We start from the raw sequence: 21184 nt of genomic DNA on the forward strand, positions 1-21184 counted from the left end.
TTGTTGATTTTGTAAATCAAATCTTGAGTGTTTACTTATCTTAACATGATTTGGTTTTTTTACGCCTACCTACTTATCTCTTACAGTGACTTTCACGGCAAACCTCCCTCGCTAATGCGCTGTATCATTGACTTAAGAGCTTGTACAGTAAACTGATTGCTGCGGGGTCAAGAAACAGTCACGTTTGCTATATTTTGTGTTTCTGGCTGTCTCCGCAATGACATCCAGTAACCACAATTTCTCATGCACAGTTCCGCTTCTGATTGCTGCAACCAGTCTTCTATATTTTCCGGTACTAAAACTACAACTAAGATTCGAGGTACTAGGGCATTCCTTCTTAAATCGTTGTAGTTTTTGACTTTGAGTGGATATCGGATGTAGTCGCCGTCTATCACGTCTCTTGAAGTACATTTTAATTGTAACTTCAACTCTGGAAAACAAACGCTTCCCTCACCGCTGCCAGCCGTGATTTGTAAGTCGATGCTGTCGAAGTCTAACTCTAACGGATCGATCGAGAAACCTGCCACTGCTGCAACGGCACGTACATAAGCTTTGCTAAAAAGTTCTTTCTGCTGGTTCAGTTCCATTCTACAATAAACCTATGACCAAAATAATTTATTTTACAATAAAGGTATTCCACAAGTAATTATTCTAGGAGAGTTCTACCCGAGAGGCGATCGATTGATATAATTTCTTATTATTAGTCCGCAGAGGCGGACATCGTTTGTGTAGTAGCGGTTTCAACCGCCGAGTATTATCAAAAAAAACCCGGTTTCTTGAAGAAACAGGGTTTTTCACACTTACGCTGCGTGTTTTCGATACCAATCAATCGTATTTTTCAACCCATCCTTAAACTTCACTTCCGCAACAAAACCAAACTTTTCCTTAGCCCTTTCCGTATCCAAACAGCGACGTGGCTGACCGTTCGGTTTGTCTGTTTCCCAAACAATTTCTCCCTCAAATCCCATCAATTCGCAAATAGTTTCCACTAAATCGCGAATTTTAACTTCGCTATTCGTTCCCAAATTAACTGGGTCAGATTCACTGTAAGATTGAGCCGCCATCACAATTCCCCGCGCGGCATCTGTGGAATACAAAAACTCGCGACTAGGACTGCCGTCGCCCCAAACTGGCAGTGTTTTGTCTCCCCTTTGTTGCGCTTCGTGGACTTTACGAATTAATGCGGGGATGACGTGGGAACTTTTTGGGTCAAAGTTATCTTCCGGGCCGTACAGATTGACTGGTAGCAAGTAGATACCGTTGAATCCGTACTGCTGGCGGTAGGATTGCAGTTGCACTAATAAGGCTTTTTTCGCTACTCCGTAAGGTGCGTTAGTTACCTCTGGATAGCCGTTCCACAGGTCATCTTCTTTGAAAGGAACTGGGGTGAAGTTGGGATAAGCGCAAATCGTGCCGACGCAGACAAATTTTTCGACTCCGGCTTCGTAGGCGGCGTGGATTAGTTGCGCGCCCATCATCAAATTGTCGTAAAATAATTCAGCGGGTTTGAGTTGGTTTAAGCCGATGCCGCCGACGTGGGCGGCGAGGTGAACGATCATATCTTGTTGGTCGGCGGCGCGCTTGCAGTTTTCCATGACGCGGAGGTCGCAGTCGCGCGATCGAGTTACAGCAATTTTATCAGCATCGGCCCCTGCTTTGACTAACTGGTCGATTACCTGACGGCCCAAGAAACCGGCGCCGCCCGTGACTAGAATGCGTTTGCTGCTTAAATCCAAGCTTGTCATAATTTTAGCCTCGGGATTTTGAATAAAGGTCGATCGACAATTTCAATTCTAAAATTGTTGCTTTAGCAAAAAAAGCTTTCAGCTACAGGATGAGGTGGCCCACAAATCTGTTTTAGCTGCGGCAGATAGGGACAATTTGCTCCGTGCACACCCGAAAGTTAGATATAGAGGCCGCGACTCCTCAAATATCATTTTAATGTTTTTTTTTGCCCGCCCAGCCGAAAATTTTGCGAGCAATTAAGCTGGTTCTTGGAATGCCGATCGTGCTAATATAGCGGTTCTCAAGCGTGGTGAGGTATGGGGGCTAGTCCTATGCCCTATGCCCGCGTGAGCACCTCATGTTACTGAGAAAGGCTATAGCTGTAACAACCCTCTCATCAGTTGTGAAGTGTTTGCAGGGGCAATCCTCCGGGGCGCGCCTTTCGCCACATGGGTAGACACGGGGCCCTACCCCTACAAATTGTTCGCACTGACGGCTTGGTTTAGCGAATTAATCAAATCCGTTGCCCGAACCCCGACCTTGCTCGTCTAAAGCTTTCATGTCAGCATCTACCATTAAATGTACTAACTCCTGAAAAGTTACAGAAGGTTCCCAATTTAATTGCTGGCGCGCCTTAGTCGAATCGCCAATCAACAGTTCGACTTCTGCAGGCCGCAAGTAGCGTTCGTCAAACTCCACATATTTTTGCCAATCTAAATTGACGTAAGTGAAGGCCAAATCTAGAAATTCCTTAATGGAATGGGTCTCGTTGGTAGCAATGACATAATCGTCAGGCTTGTCTTGTTGCAGCATCAGCCACATCGCCCGCACGTAGTCTTTAGCATAGCCCCAGTCCCGCTTGGAATCGAGATTGCCCAAGTAAATCTTTTTCTGCTTGCCGGCGACTATTCTGGCAACGGCGCGAGTAATTTTGCGAGTTACAAAAGTTTCGCCACGGCGGGGAGATTCGTGATTGAACAAGATGCCGTTGCAGGCAAAAAGTCCGTAAGATTCGCGATAATTTACTGTTTGCCAGTGTCCGTAAACTTTGGCGCAGGCGTAAGGACTTCTGGGATAAAAAGGAGTTGTTTCCTTCTGCGGAACTTCCTGCACCAAACCAAACATTTCCGAAGAACCTGCTTGATAGAACCGCACTTCAATGCCGGTGCGGTGCTGATAGTCCCGAATTGCTTCTAGCAGCCGCAATACTCCCATCCCTACTGTGTCAACCGTATATTCCGGCGAGTCAAAACTGACTCGAACGTGAGATTGAGCGCCTAAGTTATAAATTTCTACCGGCTGAACTTCTTCCAATATCCGACGGAGAGTGGTGCCGTCCGTCAAGTCGCCGTAGTGTAGAAACAGGCGCGCACCCTCGCTGTGAGGATCGACATAGATGTGGTCAATTCGATCGGTATTGAAACTAGAACTGCGCCGGATAATGCCGTGAACTTCATATCCTTTCTCTAACAGTAATTCGCTCAAGTAGGAGCCGTCTTGACCTGTAATACCTGTTATTAGCGCTCGCTTACGTTGCGTCATCTGATTTTCCTTTGACAGGCTGTGTTAATTCACAATAATTTTTTTGGCAGAGGCTGTTGCTGATACTTTTAATCCAGACAATCTCGGACAACCTGAGAGAATCCGAATATAGCACACTCATCAGACAGGTCCCAGAGCATGGTGGTATCCCACAAAGCTTTAAGGAAAATCCCTAAAGCGCTACTCAAACTGGGTGTTTTCTAACCACAGTTGGGGCAGTGAAAAATTTTAGAGCCACCTAACTTTTATGGCTCTCACCGTATTTTGCACAAATTTTGGAGGTGTATTCTTCACTGGTTTTGACCAACCTCGAACCGCAAGGATTACAGAGATGCTCTCAAGCGAAAGCTTGAGAGAAGTGAGAGAAAGTCCAAGTCATCATTACTGATGGTTTTATGCAGGCTACTTCAGTCTACACCAATTGTCATGAGTATTACCTACAAGTCTAGGAAAATATCATCCTAGCAATTGCTCCCTGCCTGCCGTATCCTCAAGCTGCTTTATAAAACTTACTCAAACTTTACTTTAGTTACCTAAAGCCAGTTGAAGTTTACTTCCTACGCTGTTGGGTAGTCGGCTATCCCAAGATAAGTAGGCTATCCCCCTTAAGCCAAAGGTTATAGAGTTAAGTTTAACACCTAAACCTACAGTAGTCTATCTAGAAGAACTGAGTCTTTCTAGATGAAGAAGAGGTAGGTTTATTTAAGTATTTGCCCCTTTAGTTAAGCTCACAATTCTGCGATCGGCATCCAGGAACTGTTTAGTTTTGACAAAGAGTTTGTCGCTGATTGTCAGTAGTCAGCATCAGTGGTCAGTAACAAATAAAACTAACTACCGATTGCTGACTGCGGACAAAAATTAGTATGCGCCGTTATTTTTGGGAAAAATCACAACTCCAATTGTTTTGAAAACAATCCACATATCCATCCAAAGGTTTTTGTCATTTGCGTAATAGAGGTCGATTTGGACTCGGCGGGGATAGGGAATGTCGTTGCGACCGGACACTTGCCACAAGCCTGTAATTCCAGGTCTTATGGTGAGAATTTTGTTGATGTGATTGCCGTATCTCGGCAGTTCTTCTTCAACTAAAGGTCTCGGTCCGACGACGCTCATATCTCCTTTTAAAACATTCCAAAACTGGGGAAACTCGTCTAAACTGGTCATTCGTAAAAATCTTCCAATCCAGGTAATTCGAGGGTCTTGTTTCAGCTTGAAATTGTCCTCAAACTCTTGACGCAAATGCGGAGAATTTTCCATGATTTCCAGCAATATATCGTCCGCATTTTCCACCATCGTTCTGAATTTCAGGCAATAAAACCTTTTACGGTTTTTGCCTACTCGTTCCTGTACGTAAAAAATAGGGCCGGGCGAGCTTAAGGCGATTAAGAAAGCCAAAAGCAGGTAAACCGGAGCAAACAGGATCAGAACCGATAAGGAAAACAGGATGTCAAATAACCGCTTGAAAAGTTCTCCGTCGAGGCTCTGTAGAGAACGACTTATGCGTCTATCTCCTTGCAGGACAGACCCAAAACCGCGTCTTGCGATCGCTCGAATTACCTTGCCGGAGATTAGTTGGCTGTCGGCAGTCATCTTACTCCTTCACTTCACACCACACACAGTCCTGATCATAAAGCCTCAAGACGCTTTGTTCTCTCAATTATGTTGCCAATACTCAATTTTCTGCCTTCAGAAGGCTTCAAAAGGCAGAAGGAAGTAGGAAGAGGGCTTCTCAACGCACCAGGAAGAAGGCACAAGGCACTGATGCAGAGGTCTTCGGAAGGCACTTATACAAAGGCAGAGGGAAGATTGTCCGGCTATCGGGTTCTGGCACCCTCAAGCCCCAGACTCGGTAAAATCACGGGATTGAAATTCCTGATAGCAGCTTTCCACAAAAGCTAGATAGCGCTGCCCAAAGACATCGGGGGCAAACTGTTCAGCGCGCAACCGGCTGATTTCTGGCTCAAATTTGCCTTGCAATTGCTCAAATTCCTCGACAGCTTCGACTAATGCTGCTGCGGTTTGGGAGGAAAAAAATAAACCAGTCCCAGTCTCTGGGTGTTGGCGAATGTCGAGCACTGTCTCCAAAGCGCCCCCTGCTGCATAGGAAATTACCGGTGTTCCGCAAGCTTGAGCCTCTACCAAAGCTATGCCAAAATCTTCGCAAGCTGCATAGACAAAGGCTTTCGCCTCTGCCATGTACTTGGAAACTATGGAGGCGGGCTGCCAGCCGAGCACTTGCACGTTGGGTTTGGCGAGAAGCCGAATCATTTCTAATTCTGGCCCGGTGCCGATGACAATGAGAGTATGCCCGAGTTGATTGAATGCTTGGACGATCGCACTTACGTTTTTGTAACTTACCAACCGACAAACTGTGACGTAAAAGTCTTGTTTTTGCCGCATCAAGGAAAATCGCTCGATATTTACCGGTGGATAAATCACCTGGGCCCGCCGTCGGTAGCACCGCCAAATTCGGCGCGCAGTGTGTTGAGAGTTAGCGATGAAATAATCAACGCGATTGGCGGAAATTACGTCCCACTGCCGCAGTCGATGCAACAAATATCGCGTCAGCAGACCCTGGATGCCCCGTCCGGCTTTGCTGCTACGCAAATAGTCAAAAGTTAAGTCCCAAGCGTAGCGCATGGGCGTGTGGCAGTAGCAGACGTGCATTTGCTGGGGACTGCTGAGGATGCCTTTGGCGACGGCATGGGATGAGGAGAGGATGATGTCGTATTCTCGCAGATCTAGTTGTTCGATCGCGATCGGCAGAAATGGCAAATATTTTTGCACGCCGCTGCGGGCCTTGGGAAAGTGCTGCAAAAATGTTGTGCCAATCTGTCGCCCGAAAAGATAGCTTTCGGGATTGGTTGATTCAAAGTCGATGAGGGCATAGACATCTGCCTCGTCTACGTGTTTGAGGATTTCCTGTACTACGAGTTCTGAACCGCCAGTAGCTAAGGGCGTCAACCATTCGTGAACTAGGGCGTATTTGAGTTTTTTCACTTGTATTTGTAGCCGATCGAACGATGTGTTAGCGCCAGTTCTGTCAATATTAATCTTACTGAGGGATCACTTACGCAATATCCAGGCATCAACCGGGTTTCTACCTACACATCTAGCCCTCAAACCAAGGATTTTCGGAATAAACGGGCTTTTTGTGAAATCAGCCACAGCAAAACTGCACTCTCCGGCAGTGATTTCCCAGATTGTTGACAATAAATACTATTAGGCTCAATACTAAAGGTGATTTGCGATCGGCTAAATCTTCGGAACGGGCGATCGGCTCAATGTGGTGTGAGGAAAAAATGTCCAAATTTTTGTGGAAGGGACTTTTAGTTAGTCCCGCTGTATTGGCAGCAAGTTTAGTCGTATCTTCGAGTGCCCTAGCAGCAGAGCACCCTGTAGAAATTGCCGCGACAGCTCAAGCTCATCAATTGCAATTAGCAGATGTTGCAACCGAGGTGGAAAACTCTGAGACGGCAGCGGTGACAGCCGAACCTGTGTCAGTAGCCAGCAACTTGAATGTTGAGACTATTGAGAAAGAAAGTGCGAACCTCTACGAGGGCTTTCCTTCGGATCGCTTCGCTAACGCTAAGGAGCCGATTGCCCCAGTTGCGGAACAGGCAAAAGCACCGTCCAACGCAGTTGCAGCAGATTTAAGCGAAACCAAACCCGCAGTCGCGCCCGCAAACTTAAGTGTTGAACAACCTGTCGCGGAGCAAATCCCCGCAGTCGCGCCCGCAAACTTAAGCGAAACGCAACCCGCCGTTGCACCGACTAATTTAAGCGCGGAAAAATCCCCCGCACAACCCGAGGCGATTGCCCAATCGACTAATCCAAGCGCCCAACCTCAAGCACAGTCAAATGTTTTAGAACAAATCAACGAATACAGCACAGAAGGCAGTAGCAGCGAAAATGCGGCCGGCCAAGTAACATCTGTTTCGCAACTTTCCGACGTTCGGCCCACAGATTGGGCGTTCCAAGCTTTGCAGTCTCTAGTAGAGCGCTACGGGTGCATAGCTGGCTATCCTGACGGCACTTTTCGCGGCAACCGGGCGATGACTCGGTACGAGTTTGCAGCGGGTCTAAATGCGTGTTTGGATAAAGTTAGCGAGCTGATTCAAGGCGGTTCGAGAAATCTGGCGACGCGAGAAGATTTGGCTTCTGTGCAAAGGTTGCAAGAAGAATTTGCGGCGGAATTGGCAACTTTGCGCGGCCGCGTCGATGTTTTGGAAGCGCGCGCCTCTGAATTAGAAGCAAATCAGTTTTCAACTACGACTAAACTCAACGGCGAAGTGATATTTGGTTTGGCGGGTATCGCCAGGGGAGAGGATGCTGAAGGTAACGATGCCGATAAAGCGACGGCTTTTGGCAGCAGGGTTCGGATAAATTTCGACACGAGTTTTTCAGGCAGAGACTTGCTTAGAACTCGATTGCAAGTTTTAAATTTGGGTTCTTTTTCTACTAATAATACGAAAACTGCTGAAGGGGAGTTGCGATTTAATGCGGGGCCTTTTGGCGAGGCTAGAAATACTGTAGGTTTAGATGCGCTGCTTTACCAATTCCCTCTAGGCAAAAGCACTACTGTAATTCTCGACGCTAATGCCGGCTCGGCTGACGATTTTACCAATACTGTCAACCCTTACTTTGACGGAGACGGCAGCTACGGCGCTCTTTCTAACTTCGGTACTCGCAACCCGATATACTATTTGACTGGTGGTTCTGGCATCGGTCTGCGGCATCAGTTTGGGGAAAAACTCGAGCTGAGTTTGGGATATTTGGCCGGCAATGCTGCGAACCCGACGCGGGGTAACGGTTTGTTCAACGGTGCTTACGGCGGTTTGGCTCAGTTGACTTTCAAACCGAACGAGAACATGGCTTTAGGTTTAACTTACGTTAATTCCTACAACTTTGTTACCGGTACCGGCAGCAATGCTTCTAATTTCCCGGTGCGTCTCGGTTCCTTCGGGCTCAACAGCGATAGCAATATCCCGGTTTCTAGCAATTCCTACGGCGCGCAAGCTTCGTGGCGGTTGAACCGGAGATTTGCAATTGGCGGTTGGGCGGGTTACACCAACCAGCGCATTTTATCCAACTTGGCTACTCCTACAGGTTCTGTTGAGCGGGGGGATCAAAAAATCTGGAACTGGGCAGTTACTTTGGCTTTTCCCGATTTGTTGAAAGAAGGAAATGTGGCCGGGATTCTGGTAGGTATGGAGCCGCGGGTAACGAGTTCTACTAATCGGACTTTGCCGGAAGATAAGGATACTTCGCTGCACGTTGAAGGTTTCTATCAGTTTAAGTTGAGCGACAATATTTCTATCACTCCTGGTTTGATTTGGCTGACTGCTCCTGACCACAATAAGAATAATTCTGATTTGGTGATTGGGGTTGTCAGAACGACGTTTACTTTCTAGGATCAGCCCTTGGGGATTTTAGATTTTAGATTTTAGATTTTAGTCCTGGACGCATAAATACCAAAGAAACCGGGTTTTCACCAGTTTTAAAGGTCGGGATACAGTATTTTCGCCATAAAAACCCGGTTTCTCACCACCCGTGCGTAAGTCCTAGATTTTAGATTAAAATCCCAAATCTCAAATCTCAAATCTCAAATCTCAAATTGTCCGAGCTTGGGTTTAATATCAAATCCGTTAGCATCGGAATAGTAAATTCGAGTTGACTGTTCACGGCGTTGACTGTTCACGGCGTCAACAGTCAACAGTCAACAGTCAACATCATTCCGGTGTTACCGGAAATGATATAATGTTTCAACAAAAACGACCAGCTTTTGCTAAAGCTGGTCTGCACAAATAGTTAAATCCGTTGTGTTCCCACAGTGTTTTTCTCACAGTGAGGAAACCCAAGTTGCACGTTTCTTTGCAAAGGGTTCTCAAACAAATATCATCTCTCTTAAGTGGTATTATAACAACAAAATTTAATTTTATGTAATAATACGTTACATTACAGACAGATTTTTATTTTGAGGCCGATCACCCTTTGGGTCACTTTGTATAATTAAGCCTGGTTCAAAAACCCGGTTCCTGCGTAGGTTTATCGGTTGCAAACCGTTTATTTTGGGTAAAAACGAGGTTGAGATTGCCGATCGACCATTCTCCTCACTTTATATAAATTATGCCGGAGCTTGCTGCGGTCTACCCCAGACAATCCGCTCCTGCTTGTATACAACCATACCCGGTTTAGCACCTTTCGGCTTGTATACATATTTCGGTTCTGTATAAACCACGGGGACTTGTTCGCTGTGGCGGGCGCGACTGTAGTAAGCAGTCATGTCAGCGGCAAATTGCAAATCGGTTTCTTCAGCCACAGTACCGGGTTTGAGACGCAGCAAAGCGTGGCTTCCGGGAATCTCTAGGGTGTGGAACCACAAGTCGTAGTCGTTGGCGGTGCGAAAAGTGAGTTGGTCGTTTTGGCGATTGTTGCGCCCGATTAATAATTCAAAGCCGCTGGGGGTTTGGTAGCGGTGAAATTCGATCGCAGCATTTTTGTCGGTACTGCGGTAATCTGGTACGTCTAGATATTTTTGTTGGATCAGTTCTTCGCGGATTTCGGCGAGGGTTTGCAAATCTTGGGTGTTGCGGTAGGTTTCCAATACCGAAAGTGCGACTTCAACTTGTTCTAAATAGTCGATTTCTTCCTGTACGGCGGCTAACAAAGGTTCTACTGCTATGCGTGCTCTTTTAAGTTTTTGGTGTTTTTTGTAGAGGGCTTGAGCGTTTTGAACGGCGTTTTTTTCCGGGTTTAGGGAAATGATAACTGGTTTTTCGGTTTCAAAGTCTGGGAGAGAAATTGATTTCATTCCCGGTTCCCAATGCTGCAAATTTGCCATCAACAAGTCGGCTTGGGATTTGTGGGTGTCGGCGTCTGCGGATTGCTGTAAACGTTCTTTAAATGTATTGGCTTTGAGGCGCAGTTTTGCCAGGACGTTGTTGAGTTTTTGGGTAAGCTGATGCCGCAGTTGGGCGAATACTTCTTGATTGATTTCGCCTGTGTAGTAGCTGTTAAGTAATTCTTGAACCGAAGAGATGGAAGAATCAGAGGGCGGGCACGGGGGCACCGCCCCTACATTGTGATTTTCTGGTGTCGGCCAATCGATGACGGTGTAGCCTTCGCGGGTAAAAATCGGGTGAAATTTGGAGTTTTCTAGGCATTGCAGCCAGTATAGCCAGCGCTGGAATAGTTGCTGCCAGTCGTCGGGATTGAGGCTGTCGGTGGATTGTTCGGGGTCTAAAGAAGCCGATCGAATCATTGACAAAACTAAGGCTTTACTCATCCCTCGGTAATTCTTCAACAGATTGCCCTTTAATTGTCCAGGAACCAGGCTAATTCGTGATTGCCAGCGGTTTTGAGATTCACTCAGACTAGGCACTGCATCGGTCAAAGACGGGGGCATTTCGTAGGGTTGCCCGGTTTGGATGGGACGGACGGTGGACTGTTTGGCGCTGACTTGGTGGGCGCAGGTGACAACGAGGTTGTCTTGGGCGGTGAGGATGACGTTGCTGTACTTGCCCATGATTTCGGCGTAGAGGTGCCAGAGGGCGGGTTCTCCGGGGCGTTTGGCGAATTGCAAGTCGATGACTCTTTCCCAGGATGAAACAGGGGCGATGGAAACTAGGGCTAAACCGCTGAGTTGGTGCCGCAGTTGTTCGCTGAAGGTGAAGGTGTCGGGAATGCGGGGCGGGGGGTCGCCGACGCAAATGCGGGCGGCGACAGGATGCCAGGAAAGGTCAATCCAGCCACGTCCTTTCATTGTGCGGAGGGCTAGGGACACGGTGAATCGATCGCGCTGGTAGACTTGTTCTAAGCGCGCTGGCAGCCATTGGGCTCGCAGTTCGCTGCAAGCTGCGGTTAAAGTTGTAAAGTCTACGGGTTGCACTGTGGCCTCTTTGCGATCGAACTATCTATTTCTATGCTGACAGATTTAGGTCGCATTTTACTAACTATACCCTTTCTCAGTAACATGAGGTGCAGGCTTGATAAGCGGGCATAGGGCATAGGGCATAGGGCATAGGGCATAGGGCATAGGGCATAGGGCATAGGGCATAGGGCATACCTCACCAAGATTGAGAACTGCTGTATTTACAATTATTGTTTACTCTTGCTTCGCGTCCTTCGCTATGAAAGCGCTTCCATAATTCCGTTAACAAATAATATCAATTACGGTTGCATTGGAATGATTAAACCGCAGAGAACGCAGAGAACGCAGAGTCAGAGAACAGAGAGATGAATACAGGACGATGAAGGGCGGATTTGATATAACAAATAACTAATAAACATCTCCTAAAAAGCAGGTTTTGAACAGGCAGGATGCCTGTTCCACAATAATTATGGGAGATGTCTAATAATATCAATTCCGGCTGGATCGAAATGATATCAAATCAGTCATTAGTCAACAGTCAACAGTCAACAGTCCTCAGTCAACAGTCCTCAGTCAACAGTCAACAGTCAACAGTCAACAAGCATAAGGAGTGCAACCAGAATCGATATAACAACTAACTAATAACTTCCCGAATCAATTCTAAATGTTTGTACAAAGGTGCGATCGTATTGGCGGCGATCACCCCGCTAGCAGCAACAGCGGGCAAACCAATTCCCGGAAATGTCGAATCTCCGCAGCAAAACAGCCCCGCTAAAGGTGTTTTCGGCCCGGGAAACAAGCCGCTACCCGCCCGAATTCCGGGCCCGTAGGAACCGCGATGGCGGCGCAAAAACCGTTCGTGGGTTAGGGGTGTCCCAACTAAGGTGACTTCGCAGCGCGATCGAATATTGGGGATAATTCTCTCTAAGGCTTCCCACATTACCTCGGCGCGCGCTTGTTTTTGCAGCTTGTACTCTTCGCTGGTGCGATCGAGCTTTTGCCACAAATCATAAGGCTCGTTTCCGGGGGTATATGCGTGAATGACGTGCTTTCCCGGAGGCGCGAGGTGGGGGTCGAGGAGGGAGGGAATCGAGACTAGAACGACGTTCTGAGGGGCCGAAACGCCCTTTTCCCAGTCTTTGACGAAGATGTAGTGACAAGCCAAGTCCGATCGCACTCCGGCAGCATCAATTCCCAGATGCAGGTGCATGAAGCTGTCGCATTCGGGCGTCGCCTGCCGCTGTTGCCGAAACCTTTGGGGGACAGAGGTTTCAGGCAACAGTTTCAGGGTATCCCAAACGGAAGCGTTGGAGACGACGGCTTTGTGCGATCGAATAATTTTGCCCGATCGCAGCCGCACGCCCGCAGCCCGGTTGTTTTCCACCAAAACTTCTGCAACGTGGGAATTTAGCAGCAACCGCCCTCCGTGGCGCTCTAAACCGCGTACCAGGGCATTTACCAAAGCCGCACTACCGCCGATCGGATAGTCCAAAACTGCATTGGGGCGATACCAGTCGGCGAACATGAATGCGACTTCGGCTGCGATCGTTCCGTCGGCGGGAAGTCCAGACAGCAGGAAACACAACAAATTCAGCCAATTTCGGACAAACGGATCTTTGACATTTTTGTCCATAATTTTGCTGAAAGGGCCTGCAAGTGCGATCGCGTCGCCAGCACTTTGCAGGAAAGCCGGCGCAAATTGGCCGAGGGTAAAAACAGCGCCCAAATCGAAGCGCAAAGCCAGGGAGGGCAAGGCTATGGCAGCTTTGGCGTAGGGCTCCATGATGCGCTGGAGTTGCTGCCATTCGGCGACTGCTGCCGCGCCGCGCAGTTGTGCGAGCACTTCGCCAAATTGACTCGCACCAACGGATGTGTCGAAGTCGCCTTCTGGCAAACAGCAACCCCAGGTATCGTAGGTGATGCAGGGGAGTTTTTCGCCGATCGCATCCAAAACTTGCCGCAGCGGATTCGCAGACGGGCTGTAGGATAATCCTGAGTACAGGGAGGGCCCGGACTCGAAGCTAAATCCGTCGCGTTCAAAACCGTGTGCGGCCCCGCCCGCGATCGAATGGCTTTCGCAAACCACAACCTCAAAGCCATAGCGGGCAAGCATTGCAGCGCAAGTCAAGCCGCCTATCCCGCTGCCGATGACGATGATTTCTGTGTCTGTGGGGGCGATCGCAACCATGTTTTTCTCCGCTACATCAGCTAATATTATCAATGTCTTGCAGCTTTAGGGCTTACGCATTTAACTGTAGGCTCGATCCCCCCTAGCCCCCCTTAATAAGGGGGGGACAAGAAGCAGTCAAAGTCTTTGTTAACAATGGCGGGTTCAGAAGCATTCAAAGTCAACCCCTACTCCCCTTCTTAAGGGGGATTTAGGGGGATCTCGACTCAGCTACCACCCTTAAAATACAAATCTGTATATTATTAAATGGAAAATATATCTATTCTAGAACAAGCCGCTAAATCTAATTCTAAACCATCTTCCAACGCCGTAGTTGCCGCCCTCCTAGAAGCTGAAAAAAGCGCGAAAAAAACCAAAATTCGCTATTCTTTCGAGCAATTAATGGGCAACTGGCAACTCTGCTTTATCACCGGCACCAAAAAGACTCGACAAAAAGCGGGAATTGTGTTGGGTGCGGGACGTTATATCCCTCAGTGGATTGCGAAAATTCAAATTGCTTATTCGGCCGAACCTGTTGCTGGTGGGGAAGCGCATAGCGAAATCGGCAGGGTGGAGAATTCGGTGCAAGTTGGGGCGATCGTACTGACTCTTTCCGGGCCAACTAAGTTTTTAGTTAATAAAAATATTTTAGCTTTTGATTTTACGAGAATTACGGTGAAATTGTTGGGTAAAACTGTGTATCAAGGATTTATTCGCGGTGGAGAAGCGCGGGAGGCGGATTTTTTTAGTTTGAGTGTGGGGAAGCAGGCATTTTTTGCATATTTTCTGGTAGAAGATGGGATAATTGCGGCTAGGGGAAGGGGCGGTGGCTTGGCTTTGTGGGGGAGAGTTTAGAGGAATTAAGGAGGCGATCGAGTAATTGTTTTTGATAGCAGTCAGGTATTGGCGAATTCCCAGGGGATTGTTGACCCGAAATACAGTCGAGACTGTCTGCATATGAACCCAGAAGGCTATGTGGCGCTCAATAAGGAAATCGCTGGTATCTTGATGCCGTAGGATAACGCTACTTGACATATATCAAAGTAGTAGACTATATTAGATATGGATGCAGCAGACATCCTCTAAGGATGACATCCCGTTACCCACTAGGGTCGAGGAAATTCCGGTAAAGACGTTCTGAATACCAAAACTGATTTTTTGGCGAAGGCTCCTTAAGGAGCCTTTGTTATTTTATGGCTTCGGTAATTTCTTATTATTCAATAAGTTTTTGGCTATAACGAAGAAGCCGACTTTTTTCACTTTGCCTATGCCTTCGTATTTAGGGTAAGCACTTTGTACGTGTAATCTCAGCTTTTTAACTTCTTTGAATACTGCAAAAGCAACGTAATAATCAACCTCTCTACCATTTGAGTCCAAAATTTTAACGGTGGCAAATTTTCCATATCCAGCGTGACAAACTAACGTTTCTTTCTCGCCCAATGACTTAATAATACTCGGTAAGTGCTTTGAGAGTTGATATCTCTCAAAATTAAATAGTCTAGACTCTTTCGGCGCACTGTACATCAATAACTGTGATTCTTCGCTAGAAACATCATCTGAATCTTTAGTGAAGCAATGTAAGCCATAACTTACTATAAACTTGTATGCAATCGGCTTTTGAGCGTCTGTTTGGTCTAGATACTCAACCCACTGAGCATTAAGATGTGATAGGTCGTATATCTCATCATTTAGTATGAAGTTTTTCCAGGATGTAACTTCTTTTACGGTATTGAACTTCATACTTACCAGAACATATTAACTAAGCTTCGGCTCATGTGTTTAAGACGAAGTGTTTGTCGGACTTGATTAAGGAGAGGCGACCCGGACAGTTTATAAGACCCAGTACCTTTAGTCATGGAATGGAGACAAATGAGGTAATCTAAAAGGATAAAAGACACTATACCCCAAATCATAGATACTGGAAAAGCCTAAATTTTTTTTGATATTTTTGACACGAAACAAAATATGTGGTATCATTAAGGGTTAATAAAAGTTAAAATACCTCTATGACTGATCCAGGATGGATAGGTGGTTTTCCGGGAAATTGGACATATCAAGGTGATGCCAAACTCTTAGTAAAAAATACTGTTCAACTGATAACGATTAGCTTGCGTCTCATATTCATAGAAGAAGTTGAGATAGATGTCAAGCTAATTTGGAAAAGTATTACTGACGACGATCGTTTGCAAATAGCTAGGCAAATGCACGATGAACGACAGCAAATTCTTGTTATTAAAGGTAGCATATTACTAATTGGTTATTCTATGCCACCTTTTAATACTAATGATGGGATAACAAACTTTAATGTAGTCAAATTTATAACTTATTGGGGATTAAATCAAAATTTTCATCTTGCAGAAAAGTCTGACTATTTTTTTCAATTGAGAGCTTACTTAAATGATGAATTTTCATCATTTGACGATTCTTTTATTACAGAGTTTGAAAATACGCCCGGACAACGAAATATAGATGCTGATACCATAGCAGATAAGCGAAGTTTTTATTGTGCGTTAAACTCAGGTTATCAAGTCAAGTGCGGGAAGAAGTATGTTACTCATAAAGACCACGATATCTTCTACACAAAAAATATAGATACTCTATACAAGCTTAGTTTTATAGATATTATAATCCCCTTAAAAAATCAGGGTATAAATAATTTGATTATCCATGAAGCTCAAGAAATTGAAGTTTCTTCGGCTAAACACTTAGAAAATGTTCTTAATGATGTTTGTGCTTTTCTCAGCATTCTATGCGACCGTGAAATATTGCCAATCTATTATGATTATTCAATGTCTTCTCAAAATAAATACATTTCCGGTCGAATAATTCCTATTTGGGAGAGAAGAAGAATCCCAAAAATTAGCAAATCTTGGCCTACTGAAGGGATTAATTTTCTAGGGAATGTCACTTCCTTCCTAGAATGTTGTCCTTTAAGTAAGCAACTTAGGAGGGGAATAGGACATTTAAAAATAACAGTTTACGAATCAACTGTCGAATTAAAACTTATGGCAGCATGTTCTGCAATCGAACACTTTTATTCCTACTGGTTTTGGGAAATGGACGGACTTTCAAAGCTAATAGATGGATGTTCACAAAAAAATCAACTTCTATCTGACCATAAAAAGCTTGGTAAGCTTCTTGACAAGCTTCAACCTTCCAGTGAGAGCAGGACACCAGCCCTTCCAACAGTCATCCGATTCTTCGTGAATGACTTAAGTATTGACTGGAAAAAATATATGGAAACTGAAGGTAGTCCTCTGTTTATCAAAGTTAGAAATGACCTTTTGCACGGAAGCTTTATCTCAGATGATACAGTAATTTTTAAAGCTGAAGAGATAGCTCAAAAGTTGGGAGCAGAAATTTTATTTGCAATTATGAAGATGATTTCTAAAGCAGATGATTCTCAATCGTATGAGATTTTGCCTGTCCGTCCACTAGAAAAAGATTTTTATAAATTTTCAGATGGCTGGCTTGAAATTAAAGAGATATTAGATGAGTTACATAGTGAGGAAAAGTCTAAACGATTTTGGAATCGCAACTAAATATCCCAGCTATATCAGTGCATTTACTCTACAAACTTCAAGTATTATAATGTAGTGACGATATTGTTAAGCTTATTGATGCAATATTATCAGTTCAATAGTCCGGACAGTTTTCAATCACTAACGGCAGAATGCGGGTTTGGGCCTTCTCAGAGACGTCAAATGCTAACGGTAGAATAAGGGTTTCAGCCTCGGCCTCAAAAACTGTCCGGAGTATTGATCAGTATGAAAAGTAGAAAAGTAGAAAAATTATCTGCACAGTGGCAGTTCAATCGGAAAGATATTGTAAGAAAAATTAAGTTTACGTAAATTCGTCGGAAAATATGCCAAGAATGATTGCATTAACTATTTCTAGGGTGGGGATGTATGGCAGTATCGCATCAACCAATTTGGACCCTATCACCAGAAGATGTATATCAATCCTTTGAAATCAGCGACAAGGGGTTATCTGATGAGGAAGCTTTCGATCGACTCGTAAAATTTGGCACGAATGAGTTGCCAGAACCCACACATCGACCTCTGTGGCTAAGATTTACCGATCAGTTAAGGCACTTTATGGCCCTGCTGCTATGGGTGGCAGGGATTTTGGCATTCATTTCGGGAACCCCTCAATTAGGTTGGGCAATCTGGGCGGTGATCGGGATTAATGCAGTATTCAGTTTTTGGCAAGAGTTTCAAGCAGAGCAGGCATTAGCGGCTTTAAAAAACGTGTTGCCGATGCAGGTGAAAGTGTATCGGAATGGGGAACTAAAGCAGATTCCGGCAAAGGAACTGGTGCGCGGAGATGTGATGCAGTTGGAAGAGGGCGATCGCATCTCTGCAGATGCTCGGTTAGTTACTGCCGAAAGCCTGTATTTGGATATTTCTGTAATGACTGGCGAATCGCTTCCTGTTGCCCGTAACGCTCATCCGGTGCGGGTGCGCGAAGCTGCATCAATCCGGGCTGGCAAAACGATACCAGCGGGCGAACATCCCTTACAAGAAAAGGTCAATCTGGCGGAAATCCCAAATTTGCTGCTGGCAGGCTCGACGGTTTCGTCAGGAAGGGGCGTTGCTGTGGTGTATGCCACGGGAGCACAAACCGAGTTTGGTCACGTCGCCCATCTCACCGCCGTTGTGAAACGGGAACCCAGCACGTTGGAAGTGCAGGTTGCTGATATTGTTCGGATCATCACTGCGATCGCCCTCGGTATGGGAGTTCTGGTATTTCTGCTGACATACCTGCTGGTGGGGATGGAGCTCAAAGAGAGCTTTATTTTTGGGATCGGGATCATTGTGGCGCTGGTGCCAGAGGGCTTACTGCCGACGGTTACTTTGTCATTGGCGATCGGGGTGCGGCGAATGGTGCGCCGTAATGCTTTGGTGCGTCGTCTTTCGGCTGTGGAAACCCTGAGCGCTACAACGGTGATCTGCACCGACAAAACCGGAACGTTGACTAAAAACGAAATGACGGTGCATTATCTCTGGCTTCCCTGGGAATCTTCGGAGAACAGCCCAAATCCTGCCAGCCAAGAGTCGGCTGTCTTACCACCTCTTAACGGCAAGCAGAAATCCCATCCATCGATGACGGCGACTCTGATTGAAGTGACGGGCGCTGGATACGATCCTACGGCTGGTGAGGTTCAGATTCCCGCGAATTTTGCAGCATCCTGGAAAGTCAATTTGCTGCTTACGGGGGCGGCACTTTGCTCGAATGCACGGCTGATTCACCTGACAGCGCCTAGCCGTTGGCAAGAAATTGGCGATCCAACAGAAGCGGCTCTGCTGGTGGCTGCTGCCAAAGCCGGATTGAATCTGGAAACTTTGCAAAAACAGCTTCCCCGCTTGCGGGAGGTGCCTTTTGATTCTCGTCGCCGGATGATGACGGTGGTGTTGGACTGGCGATCGTCCGCGCTATGGAATAGCGATCTGCCGAACCTGGCTTTTACCAAGGGGGCACCGCTGGAAGTGTTGCGACACTGCACATCTATCTTGCGGAATGGAACTCTCTCCGAACTCACTCAATCCGACTCGAAGGAAATAGTTGCGGCTAACGATGATTTAGCTCAGCAGGGCTTTCGGGTTTTGGGGGTGGCGGCTCGCCGTGGGGGGAGTGAAATGTTGGATTTGCGATCGCAAGATTTAGAGCAAAACTTGATTTTTATTGGTCTGGTGGCGATGTTTGACCCGCCCCGTCCAGAGGTAAGAGAGGCTCTTGCTCAGTGCCATCAGGCAGGAATTAAGGTGACGATGGTGACGGGTGACTATGGACTGACTGCTGAGGCGATCGCCCGCAAAATTGGATTAGTGACCGATTCTGTACGGGTGGTAACGGGTGAAGGCATGGGGCATCTGTCGGATGCTCAATTGCAACAAATGCTGAAATATCGATCGGGGCTAGTGTTTGCTCGGATGTCTCCTGAGCATAAGCTGCGACTGGTGGAAGCGTATAAAACGATCGGGGATGTAGTTGCGGTGACGGGGGATGGAGTCAATGATGCTCCAGCATTAAGGGCTGCCCATATTGGCATCGCGATGGGGATGAATGGCACCGATGTGGCACGAGAAGCCGCCGATATTGTCCTTACCGACGACAACTTTGCGACGATCGTTGTCGCGATTGAGGAGGGGCGAGCCGTGCATCAAAACATCCGCAAATTTATGACCTACATCCTGGCATCAAACCTGCCGGAATTAGTACCATTTCTGTTCATGGTGGCGTTGAAGATTCCTCCTGCACTGGTGATCATGCAGATTCTTGCTATTGATTTAGGAACTGATATAGTGCCTGCATTGGCATTGGGTGCAGAACGGGCAGAAGCCGGAACCATGCAGCAGCCCCCCCGGAAAAAATCGCAACCGCTTCTCGATCGGTCTCTGCTGTTGCGCGCCTATGGCTTCTTGGGATTGCTGGAAGCTGCCCTAGCGATGGCAGCATTTTTTGTGGTGTGGTGGAGTTACGGTTATGACTTGGCAGAATTACAAGCAGCAACGCCAAGCATTCTGTCTCATTCAGCAGATGCCGCTACGATCGCCATCTATACTCAAGCCATTACTATGACTCTGGCATCGGTTGTGGCTTGTCAAACGGGCAATGTCTTTGCTTGCCGATCGGAACGTGGATCAATTCTGCGGCTGGGATTCTTTTCTAATCCACAAATCTGGCTCGGAATTGCCATTGAATGGATTTTAGTGGTGATCGTGATCAATAACGAATTGTTGAGTCGCATCTTTTCGACAGCACCTTTAGCACCCTGGCAATGGCTGCTATTGCTGGTGTGTCCACCGATCGTTTTAGGAGCAGAAGAACTACGAAAAGTCGTGTTTCCTGGGAAATTGACTCCGAAGCAGAGCCAGAAAGGTAATTAGGTTGAATTTTGTGAACACTTGCTACTCCTAATTGCTGACGATCGCATTTACGGATACAGATACATCTGAAAATGCGATCGGGTCTACTGTTCTGCCTGTTAGTAACTACCGCGCATCCCCAATTAAAATAAACGGCGACCAATAAAACGGATGGCGAGTAATTTGACTCAACTTAGCTTGTCGCAATGCTTCATTTTTACTCATCCCTTTAGGCTCTCCTGACTTTATGGTGTATAATGTAACCAACAATACATTTATTCTCATGGACTTTTATTTGGATTATATATTAGACTTGCCTGGAGTGAAGGTTGAAAGTTGTACTCAAATTGATGGAAAAATTTTATTAGGACTGAGAATTGTAGGAGAAAGTATGGTTTGTCATCACTGTCAAAATTATACCGAACAATTGCATCAGAATCGACCAATCTTAGTAAGAGATTTGCCATTGTTTGGTCGTCCTGTGTATTTAAAAGTCCCGCGACGGCAGTTTTACTGTCCTAATTGCCAACGATATCCCACAGAAAAAGTAGATTTTTTGGACATTAAAAGACGGCATACTCAACGATACGAACAAAATATTTATGAGCGTGTCAAACACAGGGTAAGCGCATCTAATTTGGTATCAAATGTAACAGACACCAAAAAGAGAGTGCCGTATTATAGCTGCCCGGTTTGTCCGAGAGATTCTATAATAACTCTCAAGCTCAGTAGAAAATAGGAATGAATACTCTATGACTAAAGGATTTTCACCCGTTGTTGCGAGCGCTAAATTAAAAACCATAAAAACCCAGCCTCAACCTATTTCCATGCCAGAACTAGAAGGGGGTTTGTTGAATTATTTTGATGATCTACCTGATCCAAGAGTTGACCGCACTCGCGCATCACTTACTTAAAGATATTCTAGTACAGATCGGCGTAAGTACACAGACTATATTTGTGGTAGAATAACATAGTTAGCTGAGACCCGTTTAGGTGGGTGATCGAGGA

The 21184-nt window shown here is 46.2% G+C and carries 15 protein-coding genes; 7 read left to right on the plus strand and 8 right to left on the minus strand.

Going from position 1 to position 21184, the window contains the following annotated elements; translation table 11 throughout:
- Positions 1 to 167 precede the first annotated feature (167 nt).
- From QUA16_RS28235 to QUA16_RS28255, 5 genes are all read right to left on the minus strand, one after another.
- Entirely contained in the window at positions 168 to 587 is a 420-nt protein-coding gene (locus tag QUA16_RS28235; protein ID WP_333109607.1) for a DUF4365 domain-containing protein, read from the minus strand.
- Between the two features lie 213 nt (positions 588 to 800).
- Positions 801 to 1745 (minus strand): GDP-L-fucose synthase, encoded by a 945-nt coding sequence (locus QUA16_RS28240; protein ID WP_333109606.1) that lies wholly within the window; start codon positions 1743 to 1745, stop codon positions 801 to 803.
- 490 nt (positions 1746 to 2235) lie between these two features.
- Complete coding sequence (gene gmd, locus QUA16_RS28245; protein WP_333109604.1) at positions 2236 to 3267, minus strand: GDP-mannose 4,6-dehydratase; 1032 nt, start codon at positions 3265 to 3267, stop codon at positions 2236 to 2238.
- 858 nt (positions 3268 to 4125) lie between these two features.
- Positions 4126 to 4857 (minus strand): sugar transferase, encoded by a 732-nt coding sequence (locus QUA16_RS28250; RefSeq protein WP_333054666.1) that lies wholly within the window; start codon positions 4855 to 4857, stop codon positions 4126 to 4128.
- Between the two features lie 243 nt (positions 4858 to 5100).
- Positions 5101 to 6267, minus strand: a complete 1167-nt coding sequence (locus QUA16_RS28255) for a glycosyltransferase (RefSeq protein ID WP_333107942.1) — start codon at positions 6265 to 6267, stop codon at positions 5101 to 5103.
- A 302-nt stretch (positions 6268 to 6569) separates the two neighbouring features.
- Between QUA16_RS28255 and QUA16_RS28260 the strand changes: the two genes are divergently transcribed.
- A complete protein-coding gene (locus tag QUA16_RS28260) occupies positions 6570 to 8681 on the plus strand; it encodes an iron uptake porin (protein ID WP_445252213.1) in 2112 nt (703 codons plus the stop codon).
- A gap of 713 nt (positions 8682 to 9394) precedes the next feature.
- Here QUA16_RS28260 and QUA16_RS28265 read toward each other — a convergent pair.
- Entirely contained in the window at positions 9395 to 11158 is a 1764-nt protein-coding gene (locus QUA16_RS28265; RefSeq protein WP_333107940.1) for an NFACT RNA binding domain-containing protein, read from the minus strand.
- A gap of 458 nt (positions 11159 to 11616) precedes the next feature.
- Between QUA16_RS28265 and QUA16_RS28270 the strand changes: the two genes are divergently transcribed.
- Entirely contained in the window at positions 11617 to 11778 is a 162-nt protein-coding gene (locus tag QUA16_RS28270) for a hypothetical protein (RefSeq protein WP_333107939.1), read from the plus strand.
- Here the strand turns inward: QUA16_RS28270 and QUA16_RS28275 are convergent.
- Positions 11775 to 13328 carry an NAD(P)/FAD-dependent oxidoreductase gene (locus QUA16_RS28275; RefSeq protein WP_333107943.1) on the minus strand — a complete coding sequence of 518 codons (1554 nt, stop codon included), beginning with the start codon at positions 13326 to 13328 and terminating at the stop codon, positions 11775 to 11777. The genes QUA16_RS28270 and QUA16_RS28275 overlap by 4 nt on opposite strands.
- A 246-nt stretch (positions 13329 to 13574) precedes the next feature.
- On the opposite strand from QUA16_RS28275, the gene QUA16_RS28280 reads away from it, so the two are divergent.
- Positions 13575 to 14162, plus strand: a complete 588-nt coding sequence (locus QUA16_RS28280) for a hypothetical protein (RefSeq protein WP_333107938.1) — start codon at positions 13575 to 13577, stop codon at positions 14160 to 14162.
- A gap of 336 nt (positions 14163 to 14498) precedes the next feature.
- Here QUA16_RS28280 and QUA16_RS28285 read toward each other — a convergent pair whose 3' ends face one another.
- Positions 14499 to 15047, minus strand: a complete 549-nt coding sequence (locus QUA16_RS28285) for a hypothetical protein (RefSeq protein ID WP_333107937.1) — start codon at positions 15045 to 15047, stop codon at positions 14499 to 14501.
- A 266-nt stretch (positions 15048 to 15313) separates the two neighbouring features.
- On the opposite strand from QUA16_RS28285, the gene QUA16_RS28290 reads away from it, so the two are divergent.
- The 4 genes from QUA16_RS28290 (at position 15314) to QUA16_RS28305 (ending at position 21090) form a co-directional block, all read left to right on the plus strand.
- Positions 15314 to 16849, plus strand: coding sequence for a hypothetical protein (locus tag QUA16_RS28290; protein WP_333107936.1), 1536 nt, complete (start codon positions 15314 to 15316; stop codon positions 16847 to 16849).
- A 366-nt stretch (positions 16850 to 17215) separates the two neighbouring features.
- Positions 17216 to 20197: a cation-transporting P-type ATPase gene (locus QUA16_RS28295; protein ID WP_333107934.1), complete on the plus strand. Its 2982-nt coding sequence runs from the start codon at positions 17216 to 17218 to the stop codon at positions 20195 to 20197.
- Positions 20198 to 20567: 370 nt separating this feature from the next.
- Positions 20568 to 20915 (plus strand): transposase family protein, encoded by a 348-nt coding sequence (locus tag QUA16_RS28300; protein WP_333181509.1) that lies wholly within the window; start codon positions 20568 to 20570, stop codon positions 20913 to 20915.
- Between the two features lie 13 nt (positions 20916 to 20928).
- Positions 20929 to 21090: a hypothetical protein gene (locus QUA16_RS28305; RefSeq protein ID WP_333107932.1), complete on the plus strand. Its 162-nt coding sequence runs from the start codon at positions 20929 to 20931 to the stop codon at positions 21088 to 21090.
- The last annotated feature ends 94 nt before the right edge of the window (positions 21091 to 21184 follow it).

The sequence above is a fragment of the Microcoleus sp. S13_C3 genome (genome assembly GCF_036700905.1).
Lineage (GTDB): Bacteria > Cyanobacteriota > Cyanobacteriia > Cyanobacteriales > Microcoleaceae > Microcoleus.